Annotated in this window: 20 protein-coding genes; 14 read left to right on the forward strand and 6 right to left on the reverse strand. The window is 70.3% G+C overall.

From position 1 onward, the window contains the following. Positions 1–7: 7 nt before the first annotated feature. Both D7Y21_RS17740 and D7Y21_RS17745 read left to right on the forward strand, forming a co-directional pair. Positions 8–295 carry a hypothetical protein gene (locus D7Y21_RS17740; RefSeq protein ID WP_147469313.1) on the forward strand — a complete coding sequence of 96 codons (288 nt, stop codon included), beginning with the start codon at positions 8–10 and terminating at the stop codon, positions 293–295. Beyond that, positions 292–990, forward strand: coding sequence for a S8 family serine peptidase (locus D7Y21_RS17745; protein ID WP_121714582.1), 699 nt, complete (start codon positions 292–294; stop codon positions 988–990). Before D7Y21_RS17740 ends, D7Y21_RS17745 begins: the two co-directional genes overlap by 4 nt. A gap of 5 nt (positions 991–995) precedes the next feature. Here the strand turns inward: D7Y21_RS17745 and D7Y21_RS17750 are convergent, their stop codons facing one another. Then, positions 996–3,599 carry a carboxypeptidase regulatory-like domain-containing protein gene (locus tag D7Y21_RS17750; protein WP_158627308.1) on the reverse strand — a complete coding sequence of 868 codons (2,604 nt, stop codon included), beginning with the start codon at positions 3,597–3,599 and terminating at the stop codon, positions 996–998. Between the two features lie 356 nt (positions 3,600–3,955). Between D7Y21_RS17750 and D7Y21_RS17755 the strand changes: the two genes are divergently transcribed. From D7Y21_RS17755 to D7Y21_RS17765, 3 genes are read left to right on the forward strand one after another with little or no spacing between them, the layout of a single operon-like run. Continuing rightward, positions 3,956–6,127: a xanthine dehydrogenase family protein molybdopterin-binding subunit gene (locus tag D7Y21_RS17755; RefSeq protein ID WP_121714586.1), complete on the forward strand. Its 2,172-nt coding sequence runs from the start codon at positions 3,956–3,958 to the stop codon at positions 6,125–6,127. A gap of 2 nt (positions 6,128–6,129) precedes the next feature. Continuing rightward, a complete protein-coding gene (locus tag D7Y21_RS17760; protein WP_121714588.1) occupies positions 6,130–6,618 on the forward strand; it encodes a (2Fe-2S)-binding protein in 489 nt (162 codons plus the stop codon). A gap of 34 nt (positions 6,619–6,652) precedes the next feature. Continuing rightward, positions 6,653–7,858 carry a DUF6068 family protein gene (locus D7Y21_RS17765; RefSeq protein WP_121714590.1) on the forward strand — a complete coding sequence of 402 codons (1,206 nt, stop codon included), beginning with the start codon at positions 6,653–6,655 and terminating at the stop codon, positions 7,856–7,858. A gap of 10 nt (positions 7,859–7,868) precedes the next feature. Here the strand turns inward: D7Y21_RS17765 and D7Y21_RS17770 are convergent, their stop codons facing one another. After that, the gene (locus D7Y21_RS17770) at positions 7,869–8,984 is read right to left on the reverse strand and encodes an aldo/keto reductase (RefSeq protein WP_120566666.1); all 1,116 of its coding nucleotides are present in this window, start codon (positions 8,982–8,984) and stop codon (positions 7,869–7,871) included. A gap of 94 nt (positions 8,985–9,078) precedes the next feature. Here D7Y21_RS17770 and D7Y21_RS17775 point away from each other — a divergent pair, with 94 nt between their 5' ends. The 3 genes from D7Y21_RS17775 to D7Y21_RS17785 all read left to right on the forward strand — a co-directional run bounded on the left by D7Y21_RS17775 (position 9,079) and on the right by D7Y21_RS17785 (position 11,754). Continuing rightward, positions 9,079–9,984: a LysR family transcriptional regulator gene (locus D7Y21_RS17775; protein WP_121714592.1), complete on the forward strand. Its 906-nt coding sequence runs from the start codon at positions 9,079–9,081 to the stop codon at positions 9,982–9,984. 120 nt (positions 9,985–10,104) lie between these two features. Next, entirely contained in the window at positions 10,105–10,482 is a 378-nt protein-coding gene (locus tag D7Y21_RS17780) for a hypothetical protein (RefSeq protein WP_121714594.1), read from the forward strand. Positions 10,483–10,506: 24 nt separating this feature from the next. Then, the gene (locus tag D7Y21_RS17785) at positions 10,507–11,754 is read left to right on the forward strand and encodes a hypothetical protein (RefSeq protein ID WP_121714596.1); all 1,248 of its coding nucleotides are present in this window, start codon (positions 10,507–10,509) and stop codon (positions 11,752–11,754) included. A gap of 12 nt (positions 11,755–11,766) precedes the next feature. Here D7Y21_RS17785 and D7Y21_RS17790 read toward each other — a convergent pair whose 3' ends face one another. The 3 genes from D7Y21_RS17790 to D7Y21_RS17800 form a co-directional block, all read right to left on the reverse strand. Next, positions 11,767–14,013: a hypothetical protein gene (locus tag D7Y21_RS17790; RefSeq protein WP_121714598.1), complete on the reverse strand. Its 2,247-nt coding sequence runs from the start codon at positions 14,011–14,013 to the stop codon at positions 11,767–11,769. Next, positions 14,010–14,795, reverse strand: coding sequence for a hypothetical protein (locus D7Y21_RS17795; protein WP_121714615.1), 786 nt, complete (start codon positions 14,793–14,795; stop codon positions 14,010–14,012). Before D7Y21_RS17795 ends, D7Y21_RS17790 begins: the two co-directional genes overlap by 4 nt. A 103-nt stretch (positions 14,796–14,898) precedes the next feature. Next, positions 14,899–15,552, reverse strand: coding sequence for a TetR/AcrR family transcriptional regulator (locus D7Y21_RS17800; RefSeq protein ID WP_121714617.1), 654 nt, complete (start codon positions 15,550–15,552; stop codon positions 14,899–14,901). A gap of 96 nt (positions 15,553–15,648) precedes the next feature. Here D7Y21_RS17800 and D7Y21_RS17805 point away from each other — a divergent pair, with 96 nt between their 5' ends. The 5 genes from D7Y21_RS17805 (at position 15,649) to D7Y21_RS17825 (ending at position 18,983) form a co-directional block, all read left to right on the forward strand. Then, positions 15,649–16,464, forward strand: coding sequence for an alpha/beta fold hydrolase (locus D7Y21_RS17805; protein ID WP_121714600.1), 816 nt, complete (start codon positions 15,649–15,651; stop codon positions 16,462–16,464). 16 nt (positions 16,465–16,480) lie between these two features. Further along, positions 16,481–17,482, forward strand: coding sequence for a PHB depolymerase family esterase (locus tag D7Y21_RS17810; protein ID WP_120566659.1), 1,002 nt, complete (start codon positions 16,481–16,483; stop codon positions 17,480–17,482). Positions 17,483–17,645: 163 nt separating this feature from the next. Beyond that, positions 17,646–18,188 carry a hypothetical protein gene (locus D7Y21_RS17815; RefSeq protein ID WP_147443367.1) on the forward strand — a complete coding sequence of 181 codons (543 nt, stop codon included), beginning with the start codon at positions 17,646–17,648 and terminating at the stop codon, positions 18,186–18,188. A 76-nt stretch (positions 18,189–18,264) separates the two neighbouring features. Continuing rightward, positions 18,265–18,582, forward strand: coding sequence for a helix-turn-helix transcriptional regulator (locus D7Y21_RS17820; RefSeq protein WP_120566657.1), 318 nt, complete (start codon positions 18,265–18,267; stop codon positions 18,580–18,582). Then, the gene (locus tag D7Y21_RS17825) at positions 18,579–18,983 is read left to right on the forward strand and encodes an SRPBCC domain-containing protein (RefSeq protein WP_120566656.1); all 405 of its coding nucleotides are present in this window, start codon (positions 18,579–18,581) and stop codon (positions 18,981–18,983) included. Before D7Y21_RS17820 ends, D7Y21_RS17825 begins: the two co-directional genes overlap by 4 nt. A gap of 28 nt (positions 18,984–19,011) precedes the next feature. Here D7Y21_RS17825 and D7Y21_RS17830 read toward each other — a convergent pair whose 3' ends face one another. Continuing rightward, on the reverse strand, positions 19,012–20,706 hold the full coding sequence (locus tag D7Y21_RS17830) for a PA14 domain-containing protein (protein WP_147469314.1): 1,695 nt from the start codon (positions 20,704–20,706) through the stop codon (positions 19,012–19,014). Between the two features lie 143 nt (positions 20,707–20,849). Here D7Y21_RS17830 and queD point away from each other — a divergent pair, with 143 nt between their 5' ends. Further along, a complete protein-coding gene (queD, locus tag D7Y21_RS17835; RefSeq protein WP_120566654.1) occupies positions 20,850–21,269 on the forward strand; it encodes a 6-carboxytetrahydropterin synthase QueD in 420 nt (139 codons plus the stop codon). Positions 21,270–21,274: the final 5 nt, after the last annotated feature.

Raw genomic sequence — 21,274 nt, forward strand, 5'->3', positions numbered from 1 at the left:
CCTGGTCATGGCGAACGAGCTCCCACGCCCCACTGCGCCGCTCCCCTCGCGGCTGCCAATCCTGGAGGACCCGGACCACGCCGGCCTCTTCGTCGTGCGGCGCATTGGCACGCTCACGGTCCTGCTCATCGCGGTGCTCGGCGCGGGGATGGTGCTCGCGGGGTCGCTCGTGCACCTGACCGTGTCCGTTCCAGATGCCGTCCCGCCCCGCACGGAGTCCGTGTCGCTGGGCACCTATGTGTTCCGGCAACTGAAGCTCTGGAGCCCTTCGCGGCCGGGAGGCGCCTCGCCGTGAAGAAGGTGGGCATCATCGACAGCGGCGTGGAGGTGGCCTTCCTGCGCGAGCACGCCATGCACCTCGCGGGAGCGGCCACCTTCTCGCTCGACCTGGACGCGCAGGTGCTGGAGGCGCGCGCCTACGAACGGGAGGAGCTGGCGGCGTGGCGGGACGGCGCGGGCACGCTGGACCTGGAGGACACGCACGGGCACGGCACGGCCGTCCTGAGCATCCTCTACGACCAGGTCCGCCCCTGGCCGGACGTGGAGGTCTACGTCGCCCGCGTCCTCGACCAGAACATCCGCGGACACTCGTTGTGCCTCGTGGAGGCGATGGGGTGGATGCTCGATGAGGTGGGCGTGGACGTGCTCAACCTGAGCCTGGGCACGACCCACCGCGCGCTGGAGGCGTCCATGCGCGAGGTCACGGACCGCGCGGCGGCGCGGGGCGCCATCATCGCCTCCTCCGCGGGCGGCATGCCCACCCTGCCCGCGCAGCTGGAGTCAGTGGTGTCCGTGGGCGACCCCGCCCTCATGGAGCGCGTGGGCGCGGACGTGAAGGTGGACCACGTCGTGAAGGAGCGGGAGGTGAAGCTCTACATGGGCGGCCACTGGATGCAGGTGCCCATGACGACCAGCTTCGCCTGCGCGGTGGCGGTGGCCGAGGTGCTGCGCGACGGGCCTCCGCCGGGATGGCGTCGCAGGCAGGGCTGAGCGCCTCATGGCGTGGGCTGCGTTACCTCCAAGGCGACGTCACCCAGGTCCAGTTCCTCGCCTTCCTTCAACTTCAACGGCCGGCGCAGCCGGCCCTGGGACGGGCCTCCCTGGATGAGGAGGACGCGCTCGCCCGCGCGCACGCCACTTAGAGTGAAGCGGCCCTCCACCGTGTAAGCGTGCTCGCGGGAGCCCTGCTCGCCTTCGATGGAGATGAACGCATCAGGGACGGGTGCCTTCGTGGTCGCGTTCACCACGCGGCCCCGCACGGTGGCCGACGCCGTCACGGGGATGTCCACTTCGAGCACCGCGCCCGTGCCGGGAGAGGCCAGAGCCTCGCCAACAGAGCCGTCCGCCGTGCGTGCCGTCAGCTTCACCGGTTCGGGGGGAACGTCGCGCAATTCGAAGCGGTCGCCGGAGAACTCGAGGGGCACGTCGCCCCTTGGGAGGTAGCCCTTCTGGAGCTGGAGCGACACGGTGAAGCCCCGGACGGGTTCACCCTTGCGCACCACACGGCCGCGAAGGAAGGCCGAGGGCCGCAGCCGCACCACCACGTCCTGGTCGACCGTCACGGGCACGGGCTCACTCGAGCGTCCACCGTTGCGCGCGCTCATCAGCACGCGGCGCGTGGGGGAGCCTCCCACGCGGCCAACGGGAATGGCGAAGCGTCCCTCCTCATCCGTGGGCGTCATCGACAGGGGAATGTCCTGCCTCTCCGTCGTGGTGAGGGTGATGACAGCACGGGGCGAGGGCGCGCCATCCGGCTCCAGGACGACACCCCGGTATTCGTTCCCGCCGCGCGGCTCCTCCCAGGTGAGTTCGACCTGAGCCGTCCTCCCCGCGTCCACGCGCACCCGCTTCTGTTCGTTTTGACTGAAGCGGCCGCGCGCCATGAGCAGGAGCGTGTAGTCGCCCGAAGGAAGGGCCATCCGGAAGGCGCCTTCCGCATCCACGAAGACATGGCCCATGTCTGGAGTCACGCCTTGCGACACGTCATCCGCCAGGGCCGTCACCTCCAGCGTCACGTCCCGAAGCGAGCCCCGGGCCGCGCGGACCCGGCCCTCCACCGTGCCCGTGACATCCAACGTGAAGTCCGCTTGGACCGTGCGGTTCGCCTTCACGGAAACCGACTGGCGAACGCCGGTCGTCGCTCCTTCATGGCGCGCGGAGAGGGACATGTAGCCCGTGGCGAGTCCCTCGATGCGGTAGCGGCCCTCGGTGTCGGTGCGGGCCTCGATGGGTCTCGGGTCCATTTCGAAGCGCCCGATGCTCGCGGTCGAGATCCGTGCCGCCGCCACCGGCGCGCCGATGCTATCGCGCACCTGGCCCTCCACTGCGCCGGTGCGTGAGAGCTTGAACTCCACGGGGAAGCTTTCGCCCTGGGTGACCGTCAGGCCCCAACGGGTGTCGGGCGAGTAGCCCGAAGCCGTGACCTTCGCGTTGTAGCTGCCGGGAGCGAGCCCTTGCACGATGAAGTGTCCCTCAGCGTCCGACACGGCGACGCTGGGGTCTCCGTCACCGCCTGAGAAGCTGACGTCGACACGCGCTCCGGCCACCGGCGTGCCCTCGGACTCCTCCACGACGCGGCCTTCCAGCACCGCGCCCGGCCCCAACTGGATCCGCACATCGCGCACGGTCTTGCCCGCGGCGCAGAGGACCGGCAGGTCGAGCGCCCCGGTCTCCTCGCCGCGCCGCGCGGACAGGGGATGGGTACCGGGCTCCACCTCCACGGAGAAGCCACCCTGTGCGCCGGTCGTCACCACCTGGGAGGGATTGCCGCCCACCCGCACCTCGGCATCCGCGGCCGGGAGGCCCTTCGAGTCCACGACGAAGCCCTCGATGACGCTCGCCAGCCGGAGCGCCAGCGTCAGCGGGCCTTCCGTGGGGATGCGAAGACGGCTCAGCACCACGCGCGCGTAGCCGGGGGCGCGGGCCTCCAGCAGATAGGTGCCCGGGGCGAGTCCGTCGATGCGGAAGTTCCCCCGCTCGTCGCTCGTGGCATAGACGCGTTCGTCGTCGGGAGCGTCCACGCGCTGCCAGACCTCCAGTTCGCGGGCGTGCGCCGTGAGGACGACCTCCACGAGCGGCAGTGGCTCATTCGTTCCGCGCACCACCGTGCGGCCCGTGAGCGATTGCGCGGGCTCCAGGGAGACGCGCATCGCAGTGAGTGACTCACCGTGAGGGCGGACCACATCGCGCAGGAGCGGGGCCCGGTCCGGAGCGCGCACCGACAGCAGATAGCGGCCGGGACCGGCACCGAGCCGGACGTGTCCCGCCGGATCCGTGAGGCCGGAGCCCGTCAGCGTCCACTCGGACGTCCGCGCGCCTCGTGCGTAGAGCCGCACGGTGGTTCCGGGCGAAGGCTTCCCGCCCGCGAGCACCTCCACGTCCAGGATGCCATCCGCTTCGCCCGGGGACTGCGACGCCGGGAGCCCCTCCACGGGGCCGGAGCGCTCCGGGGTGGGCACAGGGTTCGCGGGGCGCTTCCGCGCGAGCGCGGCTTCCGCGTTGTCCTCCGGCGTGGAGGGGCCTCCGGAGCGCAGCGCCAGGAACAGCACGCAGCCGCACGCCACCAGGATCACCACCCCACCGACGAACCACCTGCGCATGCCCACCATCCTCGTCCCCGTCTCCACGGAGACGCCGGCGGCCAGTATCCCCTGAAGCAGCGTGCGCGTCCCGCTCCGGCGGCCAGGACCCGCGCGCCCCGGCACAAGCCTCGCGCGCGGAGTTGAAGCAGCCCTGACAGCACGCGTACCGCATGCAGCCGGATGCTTGACCCGACCGAGGGCATGTCCGGTTCGACGAGACACCGCCCTCGATGCCGTGCCGGCCTGGAACGGCGCGGCGCTTCAGGACCGTCCAGGGTCGTGTCCCGGATGTTCTCCGCGCTCCACATGACAGGTGCCGCACAGGGCCTGCCAGGTCGTTGGGTCCGCCCGTGGCCGCGTGACACACTTTCTCCATGGCTGACACGCTGCCCACGGACGCAGCCCCTCCTTCCAGCGGCATCGAGCGCCGCAAGTTCCTTACGTGGCTGGTGGCCTCGCCCACGTTGATGATCGCGGCCCGGCTCGCGCTCGACGCCCCCTCCGCCGAGGCGTCGGAGCCTTCGACGGCTTCCGCGTCTCCAGAAGAGACACCGCTCAATCTCTACGTCGCCGTCCGCACCGACGGTCGCGTCGTCGCCACCCTGCCCCGCACGGAGATGGGCCAGGGCATCACCACCGCCGTGGCCATGCTCGTCGCGGAGGAGCTCGACCTCGGCCTCGATGCCGTGGACGTGCACACCGCTGACGCGGATCCGCGCTGGCTCATCCAGCTCACCGGTCTTTCGTCGACGATGCGCTACCTGGCCGGTCCTCTCCGCGCCGCCGCCGCGGAGGCCCGGGCCCGACTGGTCACCGCCGCCGCGCACCGCTGGCGGGTGCTGGCCCTCACGCTCACCACCGCGCAGGGCGAGGTGCGTGCTCCTGATGGCCGCAGGCTCGGCTATGGCGAGCTGGCGGAGGACGCCACTCGCGTGCTGCTGCCGGAGGTCTCTGCTCTGCCGAAGTCTCCGAGCAAGTACACCGTGGTCGGGCAGCCCACGGGGCGCATCGACGCACGGGACATCGTCACCGGCGCGGCGCGCTTCACCCTGGACCTGGACATCCCGGACGCGGTGCCCACGGTGGTGGCGCGGCCTCCCACGCTGCTCGGCAAGGTCCAGTCCTTCAATGCCTCCACGGCCCGGGCCCTGCCCGGCGTGGTGGGGGTGGTGCAGCTCCCTTCAGGAATCGCGGTGGCGGCGCGGACGTACTCGCAGGCCTTCGCCGCTCGCGACGCCTTGCAAGTCACCTGGACCCCTGGCCCGGCCAGCCACCTCTCCGACGCCAACATCCGGACCCGGCTGCGTGACGCCATCGGGCCCCGGCCGCTGCCTCCGCTGCTCACGACCCGGGTCGTGGAGGGACGCTTCGACTTCCCCTATCTCGCGCACGCGCCCATGGAGACACAGAGCTGCGTGGCGCGTGTGACGGCGGACACCGCGGAAGTCTGGTCCGGCGTCCAGGATCCGAAGTTCGCGCGGAGCCAGGTCGCCGCGGCGCTCGGATGGGCGCTCACTCCGCAGCGGGTCACCGTGCATCCCATCCGCGCTGGCGGTGGCTTTGGCCGACGCTTCTTCACCGAAGCCGCCGTGGAGGCAGCGCTCATCTCGCGCTCGCTCGGGCATCCGGTGAAGCTGATGTGGAGCCGCAACGACGAGATGCGCCACGGGCACTACCGGCCCGCGAGCCACCACCGCATCCTCGCCTCGCTGGGCCCGGGTGGCTCCATCCTCGGCTGGCAGCACCGCGCCGCCATCCCCACCGTGGAGTTCCCTCACGGCTTCGGAGACCTGCTCACCTCGCTGGTCGGTCAGGTGCTGCCGGACGTCACCAGCGCGGTGTTCTTCGCGCTGACGCAGCACGTCCCCTACCAGTTCGGCTGGGTGGCGCAGGAGCTGGCCGAAGTGCCGCTCCCGATTCCCACCGCCTCCTTCCGCTCCGTCTTCACCAGCCAGGTGGGCGTGGCCAACGAGATCTTCGTCGACCAGCTGGCCCGCGAGCTCCAGCGAGACCCCGTGGAGCTGCGACGCTCCCGCCTCACGTCCCGCAGGCTCAAGGCCGTGCTGGAGCGCGTGGTGCTCGAAGGCGCCTGGGGCCGGGCGCTGCCTCCTGGCGTCGCTCAAGGCGTCGCCGTGCTGGAGGAGTGGGACAGCGCCATCGCCCACCTCATCGAAGTGGACGTCACGTCCGGGACGCCTCGCGTGTTGTGCGTGGTCATCGCCGCAGACGTGGGCCTGCCCATCAATCCGAAGGGCATCGAGGCCCAGCTCCAGGGCGCCGCGATGGACGCCATGTCCACCACGCTGAGCGCCGGGCTCCACATCGACGCGGGCGCCGTGCGCGAGGGCAGCTTCGCGGACTACCGGTGGCTGCGAATGAAGCACGCCCCCGCCTCCATCCAGGTGCACCTCGTGCGCTCCGACGACCGCGTGGGCGGCGTGGGAGAGCTGGGCTACCCCAGCGCGGCGGCGGCCCTGGCCAACGCCATTGCCCGGGCGACGGGCACCATGCCCACGCGCTTTCCCATCCTCGACGAGGGAGTCTGACCATGCCGGCCCATTCCTTCCTCCTCAACGGTCAGCCGGTGTCGGTGGAGTCGCCCGCGGACCTGCCCCTCTTGTGGGTGCTCCGCGACGTGCTGGGCGTCACGGGCCCCAAGTACGGCTGCGGCGTGGGCGTCTGCGGCGCGTGCACCAGCCACCTGGACGGTGAAGCCTTCCGTCCCTGCCTCCACCCCGTGGGCGACATCGAGGGCCGAGAGGTGAAGACCATCGAAGGACTCGCGGACGCATCCGGCCTGCATCCCGTGCAGGAGGCGTGGATCGCCGAGGACGTGGCCCAGTGCGGATTCTGCCAGCCGGGGCAGATCATGGCCGCGGTGGCATTGCTGCGGAAGAACCCCCAGCCGACCGACGCGGACATCGACGCGGCCATGAGCGACAACGTCTGCCGCTGCGGCACCTACGTCCGCATCCGCGCCGCCATCCACCGTGCGGCGCTGCTGCTGCGAAACGGAGCCGGCCCCCGGGAACGGTGAAGTCCCCAGGACAATGGCAGACTGGGAGCACCCCATGCGGCCTCGCTCCCTCCATGTCCTCCTCCTGCTGTGCACGGTGCTCGTGTCAGGTCCCGCCTGCGTGGGCATGAAGCCCGCGCCCCTTCCGCCGGAGGCCGCGGCCTCGCCGTGGAAGTACGCCCGCGTGGGGGACCGCGTGGAGTACGACTTCAGCAGCCACCTGTTCAATCCCTACATCCCCTTCGACTTCCTGGCCTTCTCCCAGGAGCCCCGGGGACGTACGAACACGGTCGAGGGACGGATGGCGGTGGAGGTCGTGGCCGTGCGGCCTCCGTGGGCCTGGCTCACCGTCAGCTTCACGGATGACCGGGGCCGTCCCCATCCCCATCGCGCGCTCAGCCATGCCTACGTGCTGCCCATGCGCATGAAGGAGTCCCAGCCACGCGCGCCCGTCCAACCCTCGGGCGGCACCGTCACGGAGGAGCGGTTCACCGCCGGGGGATACGTCTGGGACGCCCGGCGTTCCGTGCAGGACTTCAGAGTCAGCCATGGCCCGCGAGCGGTCCGCGTCCACGCCAAGGTACCCGGGCCGCTGTACCTCACCCAGGGCCTGCTCGAAGCCAGCAACGATCCCTCGGGGTGGGGAGTCAGCGTCTCCGCCCAGCTCAAGCTCCGCTCCTTCCGCCAGGGGAGCCTCGAACCCGGCAAGGTCCCCACCCTGGAACATCCCCTGGGCCCGGGCACCTGGTACGACGAGCTCACGGAGTCGGGCCGCGAGGCTCCGGTGCTGACCCGCTCCTGCATGAGCGCGGAGACCGGCCGGTTGCGGACGACGACATGGACAGGCCCCCCGGGCGCGGCGCCTCCCTGCGGCGAGTTCCAGTACGAGGACAGCTCCTCGCTGGGAACCGCCCTGCTCAGCGTCATCGCCCAGGCCGCGACGGTGTTTTCCTGGTGGCCGCCCGTCCTGGAAAAGCTCAAGCCCATCCGCCAGGAGAAGTTCACCCGGGGCTCGCACGCAATCCCCGCCACCGTCTGGACGCGGCCATGGGGCCAGGAGGAGTCCTCCGGCGCCACGGAACAAGAGGTCCGGTACGCGGTGGAGCCTTGGGGCAGGGAGCTCGACGGCCTCTCTTATTGGCTCCGCTTCGAGCCGCTGTTCAGCGGCATCTTCCACATCCCGGCCCAGGGGCCGCGCACGTTGGATTACTCCACGGCCCTGGAGCACTGGGGCGTCTGGTGGAAGGACGCCGGGAACTGACGGCGCCGGACTACCGGGGTGCGGACCGGAACCACGTGGGCTCGGCGCGGACCGTCGTGCCGCCCGTGAACATGCCGCCGGTGAAGAAGGCGTCCTCGAAGAAGTGGTACGGGTGGACGAGCTCCGGGCGGCTGACGGCCTCCAGCGTCGCGGCGAGCGCGTCGGGAATCCGCACGTCGAGCGCATGCAGGTTCGCCTCCAGCTGCTCCATCCGCGTCGCGCCGATGATGGTGGACGCCACGCCCGGCCGGCGCGTCACCCACGCGAGCGCCACCTGCGCGGGCGACCGGTCCAGCTCCGTCGCCACCTCGCGCAGCACGTCCACGATGGCCCAGTTGCGCTCGGTGAAGAGCTTCTCGAAGCCCGGGTTGCCGCCGCCCTGGATGGACGGCAGCCGGCCCTCGCCCTTCGCCTGCGCGCCCTCGCGGGTGTACTTGCCGGACAGGAGCCCCGACGCCAGCGGGCTCCAGGGCGTGATGGACGCGCCCAGCGCCAGCGCCGCGGGGATGTGCTCACGCTCGATGTTGCGCTCCACCAGCGAGTACTCCAACTGCAACGCGGCGACGCGCTCCCAGCCCTCCTGCTCCGCCAGCGACTGCGCGCGGGCGAAGTACCAGGCCGGCACGTCCGACAGTCCGATGTAGCGGACCTTGCCCTCGCGCACGAGCGCGTCGAGCGTGCGCATCACTTCCTCCACTGGCGTCATGCCATCCCACGCATGCAGCCAGTACAGGTCCACGTAGTCCGTCTTCAGCCGCCGCAGCGAACCCTCCAGCGCACGGCGGATGTTCTTGCGGCCGTTGCCGCCCGCGTTCGGGTCGCCGGGCCAGGTGTTGACGGTGAACTTCGTCGCGATGACCGCTCGGTCGCGGCCTCCGGCCTGCGCGAAGTAGTCCCCGATGATGGCCTCGCTGGAGCCGCCCGTGTAGCCGTCCGCGGTGTCCACGAAGTTGCCGCCGGCCTCCAGGTAGCGGGCGAGCATGCGGTGAGCGGTGTCCTTGGGGCTGCCCCAGCCCCACTCGGTGCCGAAGGTCATGGCACCCAGGCACAGCGGGCTCACCCGCAGGCCACTGCGGCCCAGCAGGTGGTACTGCGCCAGCGAATCGATGCGAGCGGTCGTCGTCATGGAATGCCCCCGTGTTGGATGCGCACAAGGTGCCGCCCGGAAGCCGCCGGATGAAGACGCGGAAGTTGCAGGGACTGTTTAGACTTTCTTCGAAATGGCCCTGACGCCCCTCAATGCCCTGACCGTGTTCGTCACCGTCGCCCGCCGGCGCAGCTTCAGTCAGGCCGCGAAGGAGCTGGGCGTGTCCTCGTCCGCGGTGAGCCAGGCGGTGCGCCAGCTGGAGGAAAAGCTGGGACAGACGCTGCTCGCCCGCACCACGCGCAGCGTGTCCCTCACGGAGTCGGGACAGCGGCTGATGGACGAAGCCGGTCCGGGCCTGCAGTCCGCGCTGGCGGCGCTCGAACACCTGGCCGCCGGAGTGACCCCGGAGGTGACGGGCTCGCTGCGCCTGTCGGTGCCCGCGTTCTCCGTGTCACCCGTGGTGGAGCCGGTGCTGCCGCGCTTCGTCGCGGCCTACCCGCAGGTGCAGGTGCACGTGTCCGTGCAGGACGGGTTCGTGGACATCGTGAAGGAGGGCTACGACGCCGGCATCCGGCTCACGGAGTCCGTGCAGCGCGACATGGTCCAGGTGCGCCTGACGCCGGCCTTCCGCTTCCTCGTCGTGGGCTCACCCGCGTATTTCGAAAGGCACGGGACGCCCCGGCATCCCCGGGACCTGGGGAACCACTCCTGCCTGGGCTACCGCGCGCCCTCGACAGGGCTGCCCTACCACTGGGAGTTCGAACAGGGGACGAAGGAGCTCACCGTGCCGGTGAAGGGGCCGCTCACGTCGGACAGCTCCTCGCTGCTCCTGGGCATGGCCAGCCAGGGCCTGGGGCTCACCTACATCGCGGAGCTCCAGGCGGCGGCCGGACTGCGCGCAGGCACGCTGCGGCCCGTCCTGGAGGACTGGGCCCCGAGCGTCCCCGGCCTCTTCCTCTACTACCCCCACCGGGCGCGGGCCTCGCGTCCGCTGAGGGCCTTCATCGAGCTGGCGCGGGAGCAGCTCCCGCGCCGCTGAAGCGGACCTGGCCGCTCGACTCCCACTCGGGCAGGCGTGCATGCTGCACGTCGCTGAGCCCCCTTCTCGTGGACTGTCATGGCGGAAGTCGGGCCGGTCCCACACCCAAAGGACAGGAACATGGCGCAGCACGGACAGCGTGTCGGTCTCTTCATGGCGCTCACGATGGCGGCGGCCCTGCTGGGCGCTCCCGCGCACGCGGCGGACCCGGCGAAGAAGCCCAAGCCCTCCCCTTCCGCGACGGCGGACGCCGGGGTCGAAGGCAAGGACGCGGGCACGGCCGCCACGCCGGAGAAGGACGCCGGTGCGTCACAGGGCGCAGGTCGCTGCACGGGCAAGGCGAACTTCTGTGGCGTCTTCTCCCAGATGTACTGCAGCAGCCAGCCTGGATGTGCCTACATGTTCGGGTCCAATATGTGCGGCGGCGTGGCCATCGCGTGCGAGAAGGCCACCAACGAAGCGTTCTGCAAGAAGATCAAGGGCTGCTCCTGGAAGTAGCCCGCTCGCACACCCGGGGACGCCATGCCGAAGCGCGAATTCGACGAGGGCATCGACACCGCGACCCTTCCCCGCATCTCCATCCTGTTCATCCCCTTCGACGCGGCGAAGAAGTTCTACAAGGCCAACACCACGAAGGGCGTGAAGGGGCTGAGCGCGACGTTGGATGACACGGGGATGCGAGTGGACGGGGCGAACCTCGCGAACCCGCTCGTCCCCAGCATGGGCTCCAGCGCGTTCCTGCAGGGGCCGGACATCGCCGCGAAGCTCGCGGACATCGTGGAGCAGGAGTGCGACCTCATCCGCAACATGCACGTCCGCGACGCCGACTATGACGACAACCTCCAGTCATGGTTGGCGAGCAACGGCCCCCAGGCGACGGACACGTCCCAGTGGAGCGACCGGCGCAAGAGCCGCATCGAGCGCAACCTGCGCGGCTACAAGCACTACCCCGTCTTCATCTTCCTGTCGGAGAACCCGACGGGTTCGCCCTTCCCGGACCGCATCGACGTCTCCGGTCTGGGCATGTCCTACGTCCGCAAGCACCTGATTGACGACGCGACGGTGAAGGGCATCAAGCACGTCAACGAGATTGCCCTCTACCTGCGGGAGGACATCGACGGGCAGTTGGACAACGTGAAGGAGGACGGCTTCTACCTGGAGGCCACCACGCTCACGCGCAAGACGGCGTCCATCCAGACGAAGCTGAAGTCCAAGGACGAATACATCCTCAAGGTGACGCTCGGGAACCGGTATGGCTATTCGGTGACGGTGGCCGGGGTGCACCTGCGCGCGTCGCTGACGGGCTCCAATCCGCACGAGCGGCAGGTGGAGCGCAATGCCTTGCAGGCCTTCTGCAAGACCGAGGGCATCCAGGTGATGGTGGGCGACTTCAACATGGACCTCCAGGAGACGGCCCAGGGAAGCCGGGGTGTCTTCTTCGACGGCCGGCCGGAGACGCAGCCCACGTACATGCTGGCCCACAAGAGCAGCGAGGCCATCCCGCTCTTCCAGCAGCAGTATTCGAACTCCGCCGGCAACGCCCACTACATGGGCTACTACCAGGCGGACGTGGATCACCTGGAGCTGTCCGGTCCCGGCATGTTCGGCCTGATGGGCGCCAGCGGCTCCCGGCACCTGAAGTCCGAGGGCAAGTACTACTCGGACCATCCGTCCATCTACCTGCAGGTGAAGTCCACGCGCCTGACCGACGAGGCGCGCGACAAGATCTTCCGGCGGAAGATCTTCCGCATCGTGAAGCCCAAGCAGTAGGGCCTGCTCGCGTCAGTACACGTAGGGCGTTTTGCGCGCCCACTCCGTCTTGCCGTAGTTCTTGTGGAGGTACGCGAAGGCCTTCTTCGCCTCCGGGGTGTTCTGGCCGCAGCCCCTCTTGCTGGAGCGGACTGCGCGGAACAGCGCGATGGGCGAGCGCGGGTCCTGCGGATGCGCCTTCGCCCAATCCAACGCCACGCGGGAGAAGAAGGCCACGGAGGAGCCTGCTTCGTTGAGGGCCTTCCACTCCGCGGCGGCGTCCGCCCGCTCCTCGGGGCTCGCGAACGGGAGCGGCGTCTTCAGCGGATCCTCCAGGTTCTTCGTCCCCGGCACGCACCAGCCATTGCGGTACCAGCTCATGTCCTCGGTGAGGTCCAGCTTCGGGGAGACGTTGGCCAGACGGTCCCTGGCGGGCTCCACCCTCGCGGAGACGACCGGCAGCCCCATGATCAGCAGCCGCGCGTCGAACTGGCGCTCCTCCGCCGTGGGCCGCCCCACGATGGCCAGCAACTCCGCGCGGGCCTTGGGCTCCGTCTCCGCGAGCGTGGTCGCCTGGGTCGTGAGCATTGCGTCATCCCCCACCACCGCGGCGCGGGCGAACACGGCCCACGACAGCTGCCGACGCAGCTCGGGGCTCAACGACGGAAGCGCGGCCCACTCGCGCAGCCGGCGCGTGGGGACATGGGACTCCAGGAAGGTGGCCCGCGCGGCGCTGAGTCCCATCGGTGCACTGCCGTCCTGCTGAGGGGCCAGGACGACTTCCTCCACCAGGAACTGGGCCGCGTTGCGCAGGGCCTCGTCCCAGCCGTTCGCCAGGTGCAGCCGCTCCTCCCGCAGGGCGTTGTCCGTGGAGAGCTGGTCGCGCACCTGCTCCAGGGGAATGGCGTCCAGCCGCGCCCGGGCCTCCGCCAACTGTCCCCGCTCCCGCAGCAGCTGCACGGAGCGCCACGCGAGCGTCATGCCCGCGGGTGACTCCACCGGCACCGCTGCCGCGTCCGTGAGCAGCGCGGGCACCTCCGGCGAGTCCGCGCGGGCCGACAGCAGCGCGAGCACGAGCCAGGGCTGATGCCCGGACTTCTTCCAGCGGGCCACGGCGGTTGCGTAGGTCTTCGCGGGCCATGGCGTCTCCGGAGCGCCGGTCTCCTCGGAGGAGGAGGCGGACATGAGCCGGAGCCACTCGAAGAGTTCCGCCGCGCGAGGCTTCAACCCCGGGCAGGTGACGGCATTGCCCTCCGCGTCGGCCCCCAGCGAGAGGCCGGCCAGCTCCGACTCCAGCCCGGAGCCCGTCCCCTTCTCCAGCACCCGCGAGAACAGCTCGCACCGCCAGGTGGCCGGCGACAGGCGCAAACGCACGAGGGACAGCAGGCGCCGAGCGGGGCCGTGCACCTCGCGCAGCTTCGGATCCGCGAGCACCTTCTGGATGGCCTCCTCCGCCCGGGTAAAGCGCGCGAACGAGGCCTCGTCCACCTTGCGCGCCTCGTAGTAGTCGTCCGGCTGTAGGAACAGCGCCTCGCGAACGCGGGTGCGCGCCACGAGGTAAGCGGCGAGCGTCCGGTAGGGAGAGTCCGCGGCGCTGGCGAGCGACTGGAAGGCCTCCGCCGCTTCGTCGAACTTCCCGCAGTACAGGTGCATGGCCGCTGCCTGGTAATCGCGTTCGGCCTGACGGCGCGCCTTCTCCCGCAGCGTCAGCGAATCCTCGATGCCCGGCGCCAGGTCGGCCAGGGTGCAGCCCTTGCTGAAGACGGTGTCCTGGTTGCCCACCCACTCCTTCAGCAGGGCCGGGCGCTGCTTCCATTCCTTCGCGAGCGCCCGAGCCGTGGCCGCTGCATGAAGGAAGGCATCGCCGTGGATGTAGGCGTCGCTGGAGGCGTACACCATCTGGTTGGCGTCCACCTGTGGGAGGTCCTTGAAGGGCGCGACCTCCTGCCGGACGGCGGTCCATTGATCACGGGCCCAGCTCGGGTCGGGCCCATAGCGGCCCTCCGCGTCCGTCCAACCCGCCACCAGATGCTTCTGTTCATCCGCCGTGGTGGGGATGCCCATCATCGAGCGAAAGGCGAAGGCGAGGTACGGCGCGTCGAAGGTGCGACGGAGGATGCCCAGGCGTCCGGCGGCGTAGTTGCTGAAGGGCCGGTCGGGATTGTCGACGACGGAGAAGCGGGGCTCGGGCCCGAAGTCGGGCCCGCAGGCGTCGGCGATGACGGGAGGCAGCAACACCGCGAGGCCCACGAGCCCCAGGACTGTTCTTGCGTTCTTCATGGTCGGGTCTCCGCCTCGGCGCGAGCGAACGCATCGAGCGTCCACGGCCGGGGGTTGAAGAGATAGAGGGTCGAAACGCCGGGAGGCACGGGCTGCCACTCGTCCATGGCCAGGCCCATGCTGCCCGCGCACGGGCGGGGCAGGCCGCGCGCGAACCGAGCACGCCAGACCGGCGCGTCCGGGCCCATGCGGAAGAGCTGCGGCACCACTTCGTCCACGGGCGCGCGCGCAATCCAGCTGCCGGGCACACACCACGACGCGAGCCCCGTGATGGACAGCGGCATCCCCGGAGGCAGGCGCGCGCGCAGCCGCTGGAGCAGGTCGACGTACGCGTCGTATTCCGACGCACGGGCATCGAAGTCCAGTTGCAGCGCCGTCACGTCAGGGCGGCGGCGCACGAGTGCATCCAGACTCCCAGCCAATGACTCCAGGCGCTCCGGACCGAAGCGCGCGAGCGAGCTTCCCGGAAGCATCTGCAACCGTACGGTGGCCTTCAGCGCGGTCCCCGGCGGAACCCGGAGTGGCTGCCTGCGGGGCACCAGGTGCTCGTCCTCGTCGGCGAGGTCGAGCGTCGCGAGCAGGAAGGCGACATCCACCGCGCGGCCCTCCAGGAAGCTCAGGTCCTCCGGCCGCTCCCAGGCCCAGAGGACAATCCGGGGCGGCGGAGACACCGGCGGCGTGGCCACGGACAGTGGCAGGCACAGCAGCGTGAGGACGGCAGTGGCCCGCAGGCCGCGCCGTGGGCCGGGTGCCGCGTGCGATTGGGACTGTTCGGGGAGCATCGCGGCCAGGAAGCCACGGCCGGGCACCCTGCCCGGCCGGCACGGTGACATTTAGCAACCCGTGCGCCAGACGCCCATGACCTCTCCGGTGATGCGCCGGAGCTTAGCCCTCCTTCTTCCCGGCCTTGACCCCCAGCATCCGCAGCGCCAGCTCCGCGTGCAGGTCCGCCAGCGTGTCCACGTCGAGCGCGGGAGTGGGTTCGAACCAGTAGGGCAGCCGCAGCCCCATGGCGGAGATGGCCGCGGCGACCACGCCCGCGTTCGGCACGGAGAACACGCCCTGCGCGCGCCCCCTCTCGATGACCGCCATCAGCAACGCCGACGACTGCTCCCGCAGCGCCAGCGACGGCGCCGCCAGCTCCGGCGGCAGCGCATGGATTTCGTCATTCACCACCACGGCCAGCTGCGGATGGGTCGCGTGCAGCTGCGTGTGCGCCCGGACCAGGGCCCGGAGCTGCTCCACCGGCTTCGCCCCCGCGCCGAGCAGCGCCGTGCGCAAGCCCTCGTGGTGCGCCTCGTGCCCCAACCGCACCAGCTCCGCGAGCACGTGTTCCTTCGAGGGAAAGTGCGCGTAGAGCGCGCTGGGCCGCAGCTCCAGCTCCTTGGCCAGGTCCCGGATGGACGCGTCATGGAAGCCCCGGCTCGCGAAGAGCTGGAGCGCCGTCTCCAGGATGCGGCGACGCGTGCCGTCCGCCGACGCCGAGGCCGGAAGCACCGCCTTGCGCGCGCGAAGACGGGACGGGGAGGAAGACGCCATGGGGGCCACCTTGAAAAACGAACGGTCGTTCAGCTACGGTTCCACCGACCCTGCAAGCGTAGTCCATCCCCCCTCTGAACGGTCGTTCACCCGACGATGCCTACGTTCTCCCTTCCCGACGGCGTCACCCTGCACCTCCAGGAGTCTGGCGAGGGAGCGCCCATCCTGCTCCTCCACGGGCTGGGTTCGTCCGGCAGCGACTGGGACGCGGTGGCACCCCGGCTGTCGGCGCACCACCGAGTGTTGGTGCCGGACGCGCGAGGCCACGGCCAGAGCGACAAGCCGGCGGGCGCGTATGGCGTGGCCCTCTTCGCCCGGGACATCGCCGCGCTGTGTGACGGGCTGGGGCTGACGCAGGTGCACGTCGTCGGCCTGTCCATGGGCGGGATGATGGGCTTCCAGTTGGCGGTGGACCGGCCGGATCTGGTGCGCAGCCTGACCGTGGTCAACAGCGGGCCGGACATGGTCGCGCGCACGTTCCGCCGGAAGATGGAGTTCGCCGCGCGCCTCCTGGTGCTGCGGCTCCTCGGTCCCCGCGGGCTCGCGAAGCGCGTGGCCCCCAGGCTGTTCCCCAAGCCGGAGCAGGAGGCCCTGCGCCAACGGGCCATCGAATCCCTGGGCTCCAACGCGCCGGACGTGTACCTGCGCGCGACGCGGGGGCTCGTCGACTGGAGCGTCCAGGACCGGCTGAAGGACATCACCTGTCCCGTGCTCGTGCTGCACTCCGAACGGGACTACACGCCGCTGTCCACGAAGCAGGCCTACGCGGGCCAGCTCAAGGACGCATGGATCCAAGTGCTGACGGATTCCGGGCATGCCGCGCCCGTGGATCAACCCGGACAGGTCGCCGACGCGGTGGAGAGGTTCCTCCGGGAAGTCGAGTCACCCGGGCGCATGACGCGTCCTGGCTGAAGCAGGAGGCAGACACATGTCGGTGACTCGGAAGGTCCAGGCCATGGCTCGCATGGCGGTGGCGGTGTGCGCGCTGTTCGCCGTGTTGGGAACCACTCAGGCCCGCGCGGGCGAGTGGGTCCACGGCGTCTATTCGAACATCTGGGGCACCCGGAGCTTCCAGCTCTGGGTCCCCACCGGCTACCAGCCCGGCGAGCCGCTCCCGCTCGTCGTGGGGCTGCATGGCTGTCTTCAGAACCCGGACCAGTTCGCAGGCCTGTCGCGGCTGAACGCGAAGGCGGACGCGGAGAAGTTCCTGGTGCTCTATCCCAACCAGGCGATGTTCGCGAACGGCACCCAATGCTGGAACTTCATGTTCTCCTCCAACCAGGAGCGAGGCATTGGCGAGCCGTCGCTCATCGTCGGCATGGTGGATTGGGTGAAGGGCAACTACGCGGTGGACTCGCGCCGCGTCTATCTGGGCGGCGTCTCCGCGGGCGCGGTGATGACCAGCATCCTGATGGCCTGCTACTCGGATGTGTTCACCGCGGGCATGGTGGGCGCGGGCGCCATGTACAAGGCGGCCACCACTGCGTCCGGCAGCCTCTATGCGATGACGTTCGGCAGCATCTATTCACCGGATGACCGGGGCCATGACGCGTGGGCGTGCTCGGGCAAGCCGCGCCGGAAGGTGCCGGTGCTCGTGGTGCACGGCACGTCCGACGACGTCGTCAATCCCGTCAACGGCCAGCAGACCGCGCGCCAGTTCGTCCAGACGAACGACTACGGCGACGACGGCTCGAACAACAACAGCGTGTCCAACACCCCGGCCCGGGTGACGTCCGCTGTTTCAACGGGAGGCCGCAAGTACACCGTGAGGGACTACGTCTCCAACGGCGTGCTCCTGGTCCAGCACATCGAAATCCAGGGCATGGGGCACGCATGGCCCGGCGGTGACGGCGCCTTCCCGTTCGCGGACCCAGCGGGTCCCGACGGAACCACCATCATGTGGGACTTCTTCAAACAGCACTCCCGCTGAAGGGCGCGGCCCGTCCGCTGCTCCCGGACTACCCGGGAAGACGTGGACAGTGCGTCCGCCGCCATGTTGAGCTTGGGTCAAAGGCAGCCATCGCCCGCACACCCGAGACGCAGGCCCCATGTCCTTCTTCGAAGTGCTTTCACCGGTTCCACAGAAGATGGACATGGGGGGCGACCTCCCCCTGCGCTTCCACACGCGTCCGCTGCTCGGCCAGGTCGTGTGGCCACTGCTCGGGTTCGTGCTGCTCGTCGTGCTCCCCGTTGCCTACGCGCTGGACCAGGGCCTGTCCCTGGCCCTGCTGCGTGAGCAATGGATGCTGCCACTGGTGGGCGTCCTGGCCCTGTTCGTGACCGGGACGCTCATCGTGCGGTGCCTGACCACCCGCCTGGAGGTGGTGGTGACGGCCTCGGAGGTGTCGCTGCGCGGCGCCGGGGCCCTGCGCGCCCTCACCTGGAGCGAGCCCCTGGCCCACTACGCCGGCCTCGACTGCGAGCGGCGCCACCACCCGGACTGGATTGGCGCGCAGGACGAGTACGGCATCGAGCTGACGCACCGGAAGAACCCGGAGCGCAACGTCGTCGTGCACTGGGGCCGCGATGCCCGGCGCTTCGAGGACCGGCTCGCGCGCTACGCCCAGCTCCTCCGGCTCCCCGTCCGCCGGGAGCAGCGCGCGCCCCTCGCGCAGCCGCGCGTCGCCCGCAGATAGCCGCTTCACGCCACCTCCCCTCCCGCCATGGGCGCCACTTGACGCGTCGGAGATTTCCGACGTATCAATCCGGGCCATGTCCGAACCGGATGTCTTTTCGGCGCTCTCCAATCCGGTGCGCCGGGAAATCCTGCTGCAACTGCGCAAGGGGCCGCGCGCGGTGAACGACCTGGCGAGCGGCTTCAACCTGGGCCGGCCCGCTGTCTCCGAACATCTCCAGGTCTTGCGCAAGGCACGGCTCGTCCGCGAGGAGCCGCGCGGCCGTGAGCGCTACTACCACCTGGATCCACGTCCACTGTCGGAGGTGGACGACTGGCTCAAGGCCTTCACGCACTACTGGAAGCAGCGGCTCGCCGCGCTCGAGGACGTGCTCGACGAGGAGTCACGCAAATGAATCCCCCCGCCGTCATCCAACTGGACCACGTGTATGCCCATCCGCCCTCCGCCGTGTGGAAGGCATTGACGGACCCGGCGCTCCACGCGAAGTGGTGGGCCGCGGGCGACGTGCGCCCCATCGTGGGCCACCGCTTCACGCTCGACATGGGCGCCTGGGGCCAGCAGCCCTGTGAGGTGCTCGCGGTGGAGCCGGAGCGGCTGCTCCAGTACCGCTTCGCCACGGGCACACTCGACACCACCCTCACCTGGCGGCTCGCGCCGGAGGGAACGGGGACGCGGCTCACGCTCGTCCACGAAGGCTTCAACCTGGATTCACCCATGGGCCGCCGCGCCTTCGAAGGAATGAAGCCGGGCTGGCCGGGAGTGCTCGCACGGCTGGGCACCGCACTCGAAAGCTGAGCGCGGGCCCTCGCGCGAATGGCTCAGCTCACCGGGGGCCGCACACCGTGGCCCCTTCGTTCCAGATGGTGACGTTGCCCACCGGGGACACGGAGCAGAAGCCACCGCAGCAGTCCTCGTTGGAGCGGCACTGGGAGCCGTGTGGCCGGCAGGTGAAGTGCGGCGGCGTGCTCAGCGCCGCGGTGACGGTCTGCCAGGGGATGCCCGGGCCGGTCCACGACAGCTGCGCGTGCGCGTCGCCGTAGCCCTCGAAGAACTCCATCACCAGGTCATGCGGGGTGTTGGCGGTGAGGGCCACGGAGACGTCGTGCGTCTGCCCGCCCTCCGCCTCCATCCAGTTGTCGACGAGCAGCACGCCATCCAGCCACAGGCGCACGCCGTCCTCGGTGGCGGTGCGCAGCGTGTACGTGCCGGTGGTGGGCGCCGTCAGCGTGGCGGACCAGCGCGCGGACCACCTGTCGGCGGGCACGCCGGGCGCGGGAGAGGACGCGCCCCAGTACGTCCCCAGGAACGCCTCGCGCCGCACGGTGGCGCGGTTGTAGAGGAACTCGGAGGTGAAGTACTCGGTCTTCAGGCCGGGCTGGCCTTCCGCCACCTCGGGCGTGCAGACGGCGTCTCCCTCGTTCCAGATGGTGACGTTGCCCACGGGGAACACGCTGCACCCGCCGGAGCGGCACTGCGCGCCCGCGGTGCAGTGGGCGCCCAGGGGACGCGGCAGGGGCAGCGCCGCCGTCTCCAGGCGGGACACGGGCACCGTCTGCCAGGGCTGGCTGGCGCTCTGCCACTGGAGCAACAGCGAGGCCGCGGCCTCCGCGTCGAAGAACTCCAGCACCACGCTGGCGGGGATGTCCTGCGACAGGGCGATGCTCCCGGAGCGCTGCTCCACGGCGTGCTCGAACCAGTCATCCACCAGGAGCTGGCCATTCACCCACAGCCGCACGCCACCGCTGGCGGAGGTGCGGAACGTGTACGTCTGCGTGAAGGCGGGCGTGACGAAGCCCTCGATGCGCATGCCGAAGAAGTCCGCCGGGATGCCGGCCACCGGCGCGCCCGTTCCGTAGGACACGTCCACGGTGGACAGGTGACGCAGCACCGGAACGCCCTGCATCCGGAGGTTGGGGAAGAAGCGCGCCACCACGCCGGGCTCGCTGCTCGCGTACTGGATGACGACCGCGTACTGCGCGTTGGTGCCCTGCGCGGGCGCCGCCATGCCGCCGCCCAACACCAGCGTCCCCGCGGGCACGGACTTCACGTACACCTTCATGGGCGTGGAGGCGTTGGACGTGGTCGCGGAGGGGTCGTTGGTGGCGAGCACCTCGTCGGTGAGCGCCCAGGTGCCGTCCGCCAGCCACGCGGGCAGCACCGTGTTGCGGCGGTCCATGGCCACGTAGACCGTGGCGGCGGAGTTCAGGCCCAGCCGCACCTGCGACGCGCCGGTGTAGAGCTTGTCGTCATTGGCGGCCTGGAGCAGCACGCCGCCCTGGAGCCGGGGGGACAGGCCGGTCAGCGTGTACGTCCGGTCGACGTAGAGCTGCGTGCCCGGCTGCGCGGTGGCGAAGGCATAGGGCCGGCCCGTACCCACGGCCTCCAGGGTGACGAGCCCGTTGGCGGAGGTCAGGCCCTGAGCGCGGGTCTCGGTGGGCGCGGACTCCTGTTCCGGAACGGGACCACAGGCCAGCAGGCTGGCGAGCACCAGGAGCGGTGCGAGGAAGGAACGACGCATCACGAAGGCCTCCGGGAAAAAGGGGCCGGCAGCCTGTGCGCTCAGGTCCACCAAGGAAAGGATGCGGGAGGCGGGATCATCTGATTCCGTGGAATTGCCTGGCGTCCGGGCCCGCGCCTCCAGGCACGTGGACGCCGGGGGACATGACAGGTAGAAGGCCGCCGTCAGGAGACTGTCCCTTGAAGAAGACCCCCCTCGTCACCGAAATCTCGAAGGAGTTCACCTTCGAGGCCGCGCACCGCCTGCCCAACGTTCCGGAAGGGCACAAGTGCTCGCGGGTGCACGGCCACAGCTACCGCATCGAAATCACCCTCCGCGGCCCCGTGCATCCGCAGTTCGGGTGGATCGTGGACTTCGCGGAGCTGAACGCCGCCTGGCAGCCGCTCCACGCCCAGCTGGACCACCGGCTGCTCAACGACGTCCCCGGCCTGGAGAACCCCACGAGCGAGCTGCTGGCCGCGTGGCTCTTCGAGCGCGTGAACGTGCCCGGCACCACCGTCGCGCGCGTCCGCGTGGCGGAGACCTGCACGTCCTCGTGCACCGTCTACGCGCAGGAAGGCTGAAAGCC

This window comes from Corallococcus sp. AB045, assembly GCF_003668895.1.
Lineage (GTDB): Bacteria > Myxococcota > Myxococcia > Myxococcales > Myxococcaceae > Corallococcus > Corallococcus coralloides.

Coding starts and splice junctions, on each gene's coding strand:
- D7Y21_RS17780 (WP_121714594.1), top strand. CDS start 10,105: ATGGCGCAGCACGGACAGCGTGTCGGTCTCTTCATGGCGCTCACGATG.
- D7Y21_RS17805 (WP_121714600.1), top strand. CDS start 15,649: ATGCCTACGTTCTCCCTTCCCGACGGCGTCACCCTGCACCTCCAGGAG.
- D7Y21_RS17815 (WP_147443367.1), top strand. CDS start 17,646: ATGGGGGGCGACCTCCCCCTGCGCTTCCACACGCGTCCGCTGCTCGGC.
- D7Y21_RS17810 (WP_120566659.1), top strand. CDS start 16,481: ATGTCGGTGACTCGGAAGGTCCAGGCCATGGCTCGCATGGCGGTGGCG.
- D7Y21_RS17740 (WP_147469313.1), top strand. CDS start 8: ATGGCGAACGAGCTCCCACGCCCCACTGCGCCGCTCCCCTCGCGGCTG.
- D7Y21_RS17760 (WP_121714588.1), top strand. CDS start 6,130: ATGCCGGCCCATTCCTTCCTCCTCAACGGTCAGCCGGTGTCGGTGGAG.
- queD (WP_120566654.1), top strand. CDS start 20,850: ATGACAGGTAGAAGGCCGCCGTCAGGAGACTGTCCCTTGAAGAAGACC.
- D7Y21_RS17750 (WP_158627308.1), bottom strand. CDS start 3,599: ATGCGCAGGTGGTTCGTCGGTGGGGTGGTGATCCTGGTGGCGTGCGGC.
- D7Y21_RS17775 (WP_121714592.1), top strand. CDS start 9,079: ATGGCCCTGACGCCCCTCAATGCCCTGACCGTGTTCGTCACCGTCGCC.
- D7Y21_RS17770 (WP_120566666.1), bottom strand. CDS start 8,984: ATGACGACGACCGCTCGCATCGATTCGCTGGCGCAGTACCACCTGCTG.
- D7Y21_RS17785 (WP_121714596.1), top strand. CDS start 10,507: ATGCCGAAGCGCGAATTCGACGAGGGCATCGACACCGCGACCCTTCCC.
- D7Y21_RS17790 (WP_121714598.1), bottom strand. CDS start 14,013: ATGAAGAACGCAAGAACAGTCCTGGGGCTCGTGGGCCTCGCGGTGTTG.
- D7Y21_RS17825 (WP_120566656.1), top strand. CDS start 18,579: ATGAATCCCCCCGCCGTCATCCAACTGGACCACGTGTATGCCCATCCG.
- D7Y21_RS17820 (WP_120566657.1), top strand. CDS start 18,265: ATGTCCGAACCGGATGTCTTTTCGGCGCTCTCCAATCCGGTGCGCCGG.
- D7Y21_RS17830 (WP_147469314.1), bottom strand. CDS start 20,706: ATGCGTCGTTCCTTCCTCGCACCGCTCCTGGTGCTCGCCAGCCTGCTG.
- D7Y21_RS17795 (WP_121714615.1), bottom strand. CDS start 14,795: ATGCTCCCCGAACAGTCCCAATCGCACGCGGCACCCGGCCCACGGCGC.
- D7Y21_RS17800 (WP_121714617.1), bottom strand. CDS start 15,552: ATGGCGTCTTCCTCCCCGTCCCGTCTTCGCGCGCGCAAGGCGGTGCTT.
- D7Y21_RS17755 (WP_121714586.1), top strand. CDS start 3,956: ATGGCTGACACGCTGCCCACGGACGCAGCCCCTCCTTCCAGCGGCATC.
- D7Y21_RS17765 (WP_121714590.1), top strand. CDS start 6,653: ATGCGGCCTCGCTCCCTCCATGTCCTCCTCCTGCTGTGCACGGTGCTC.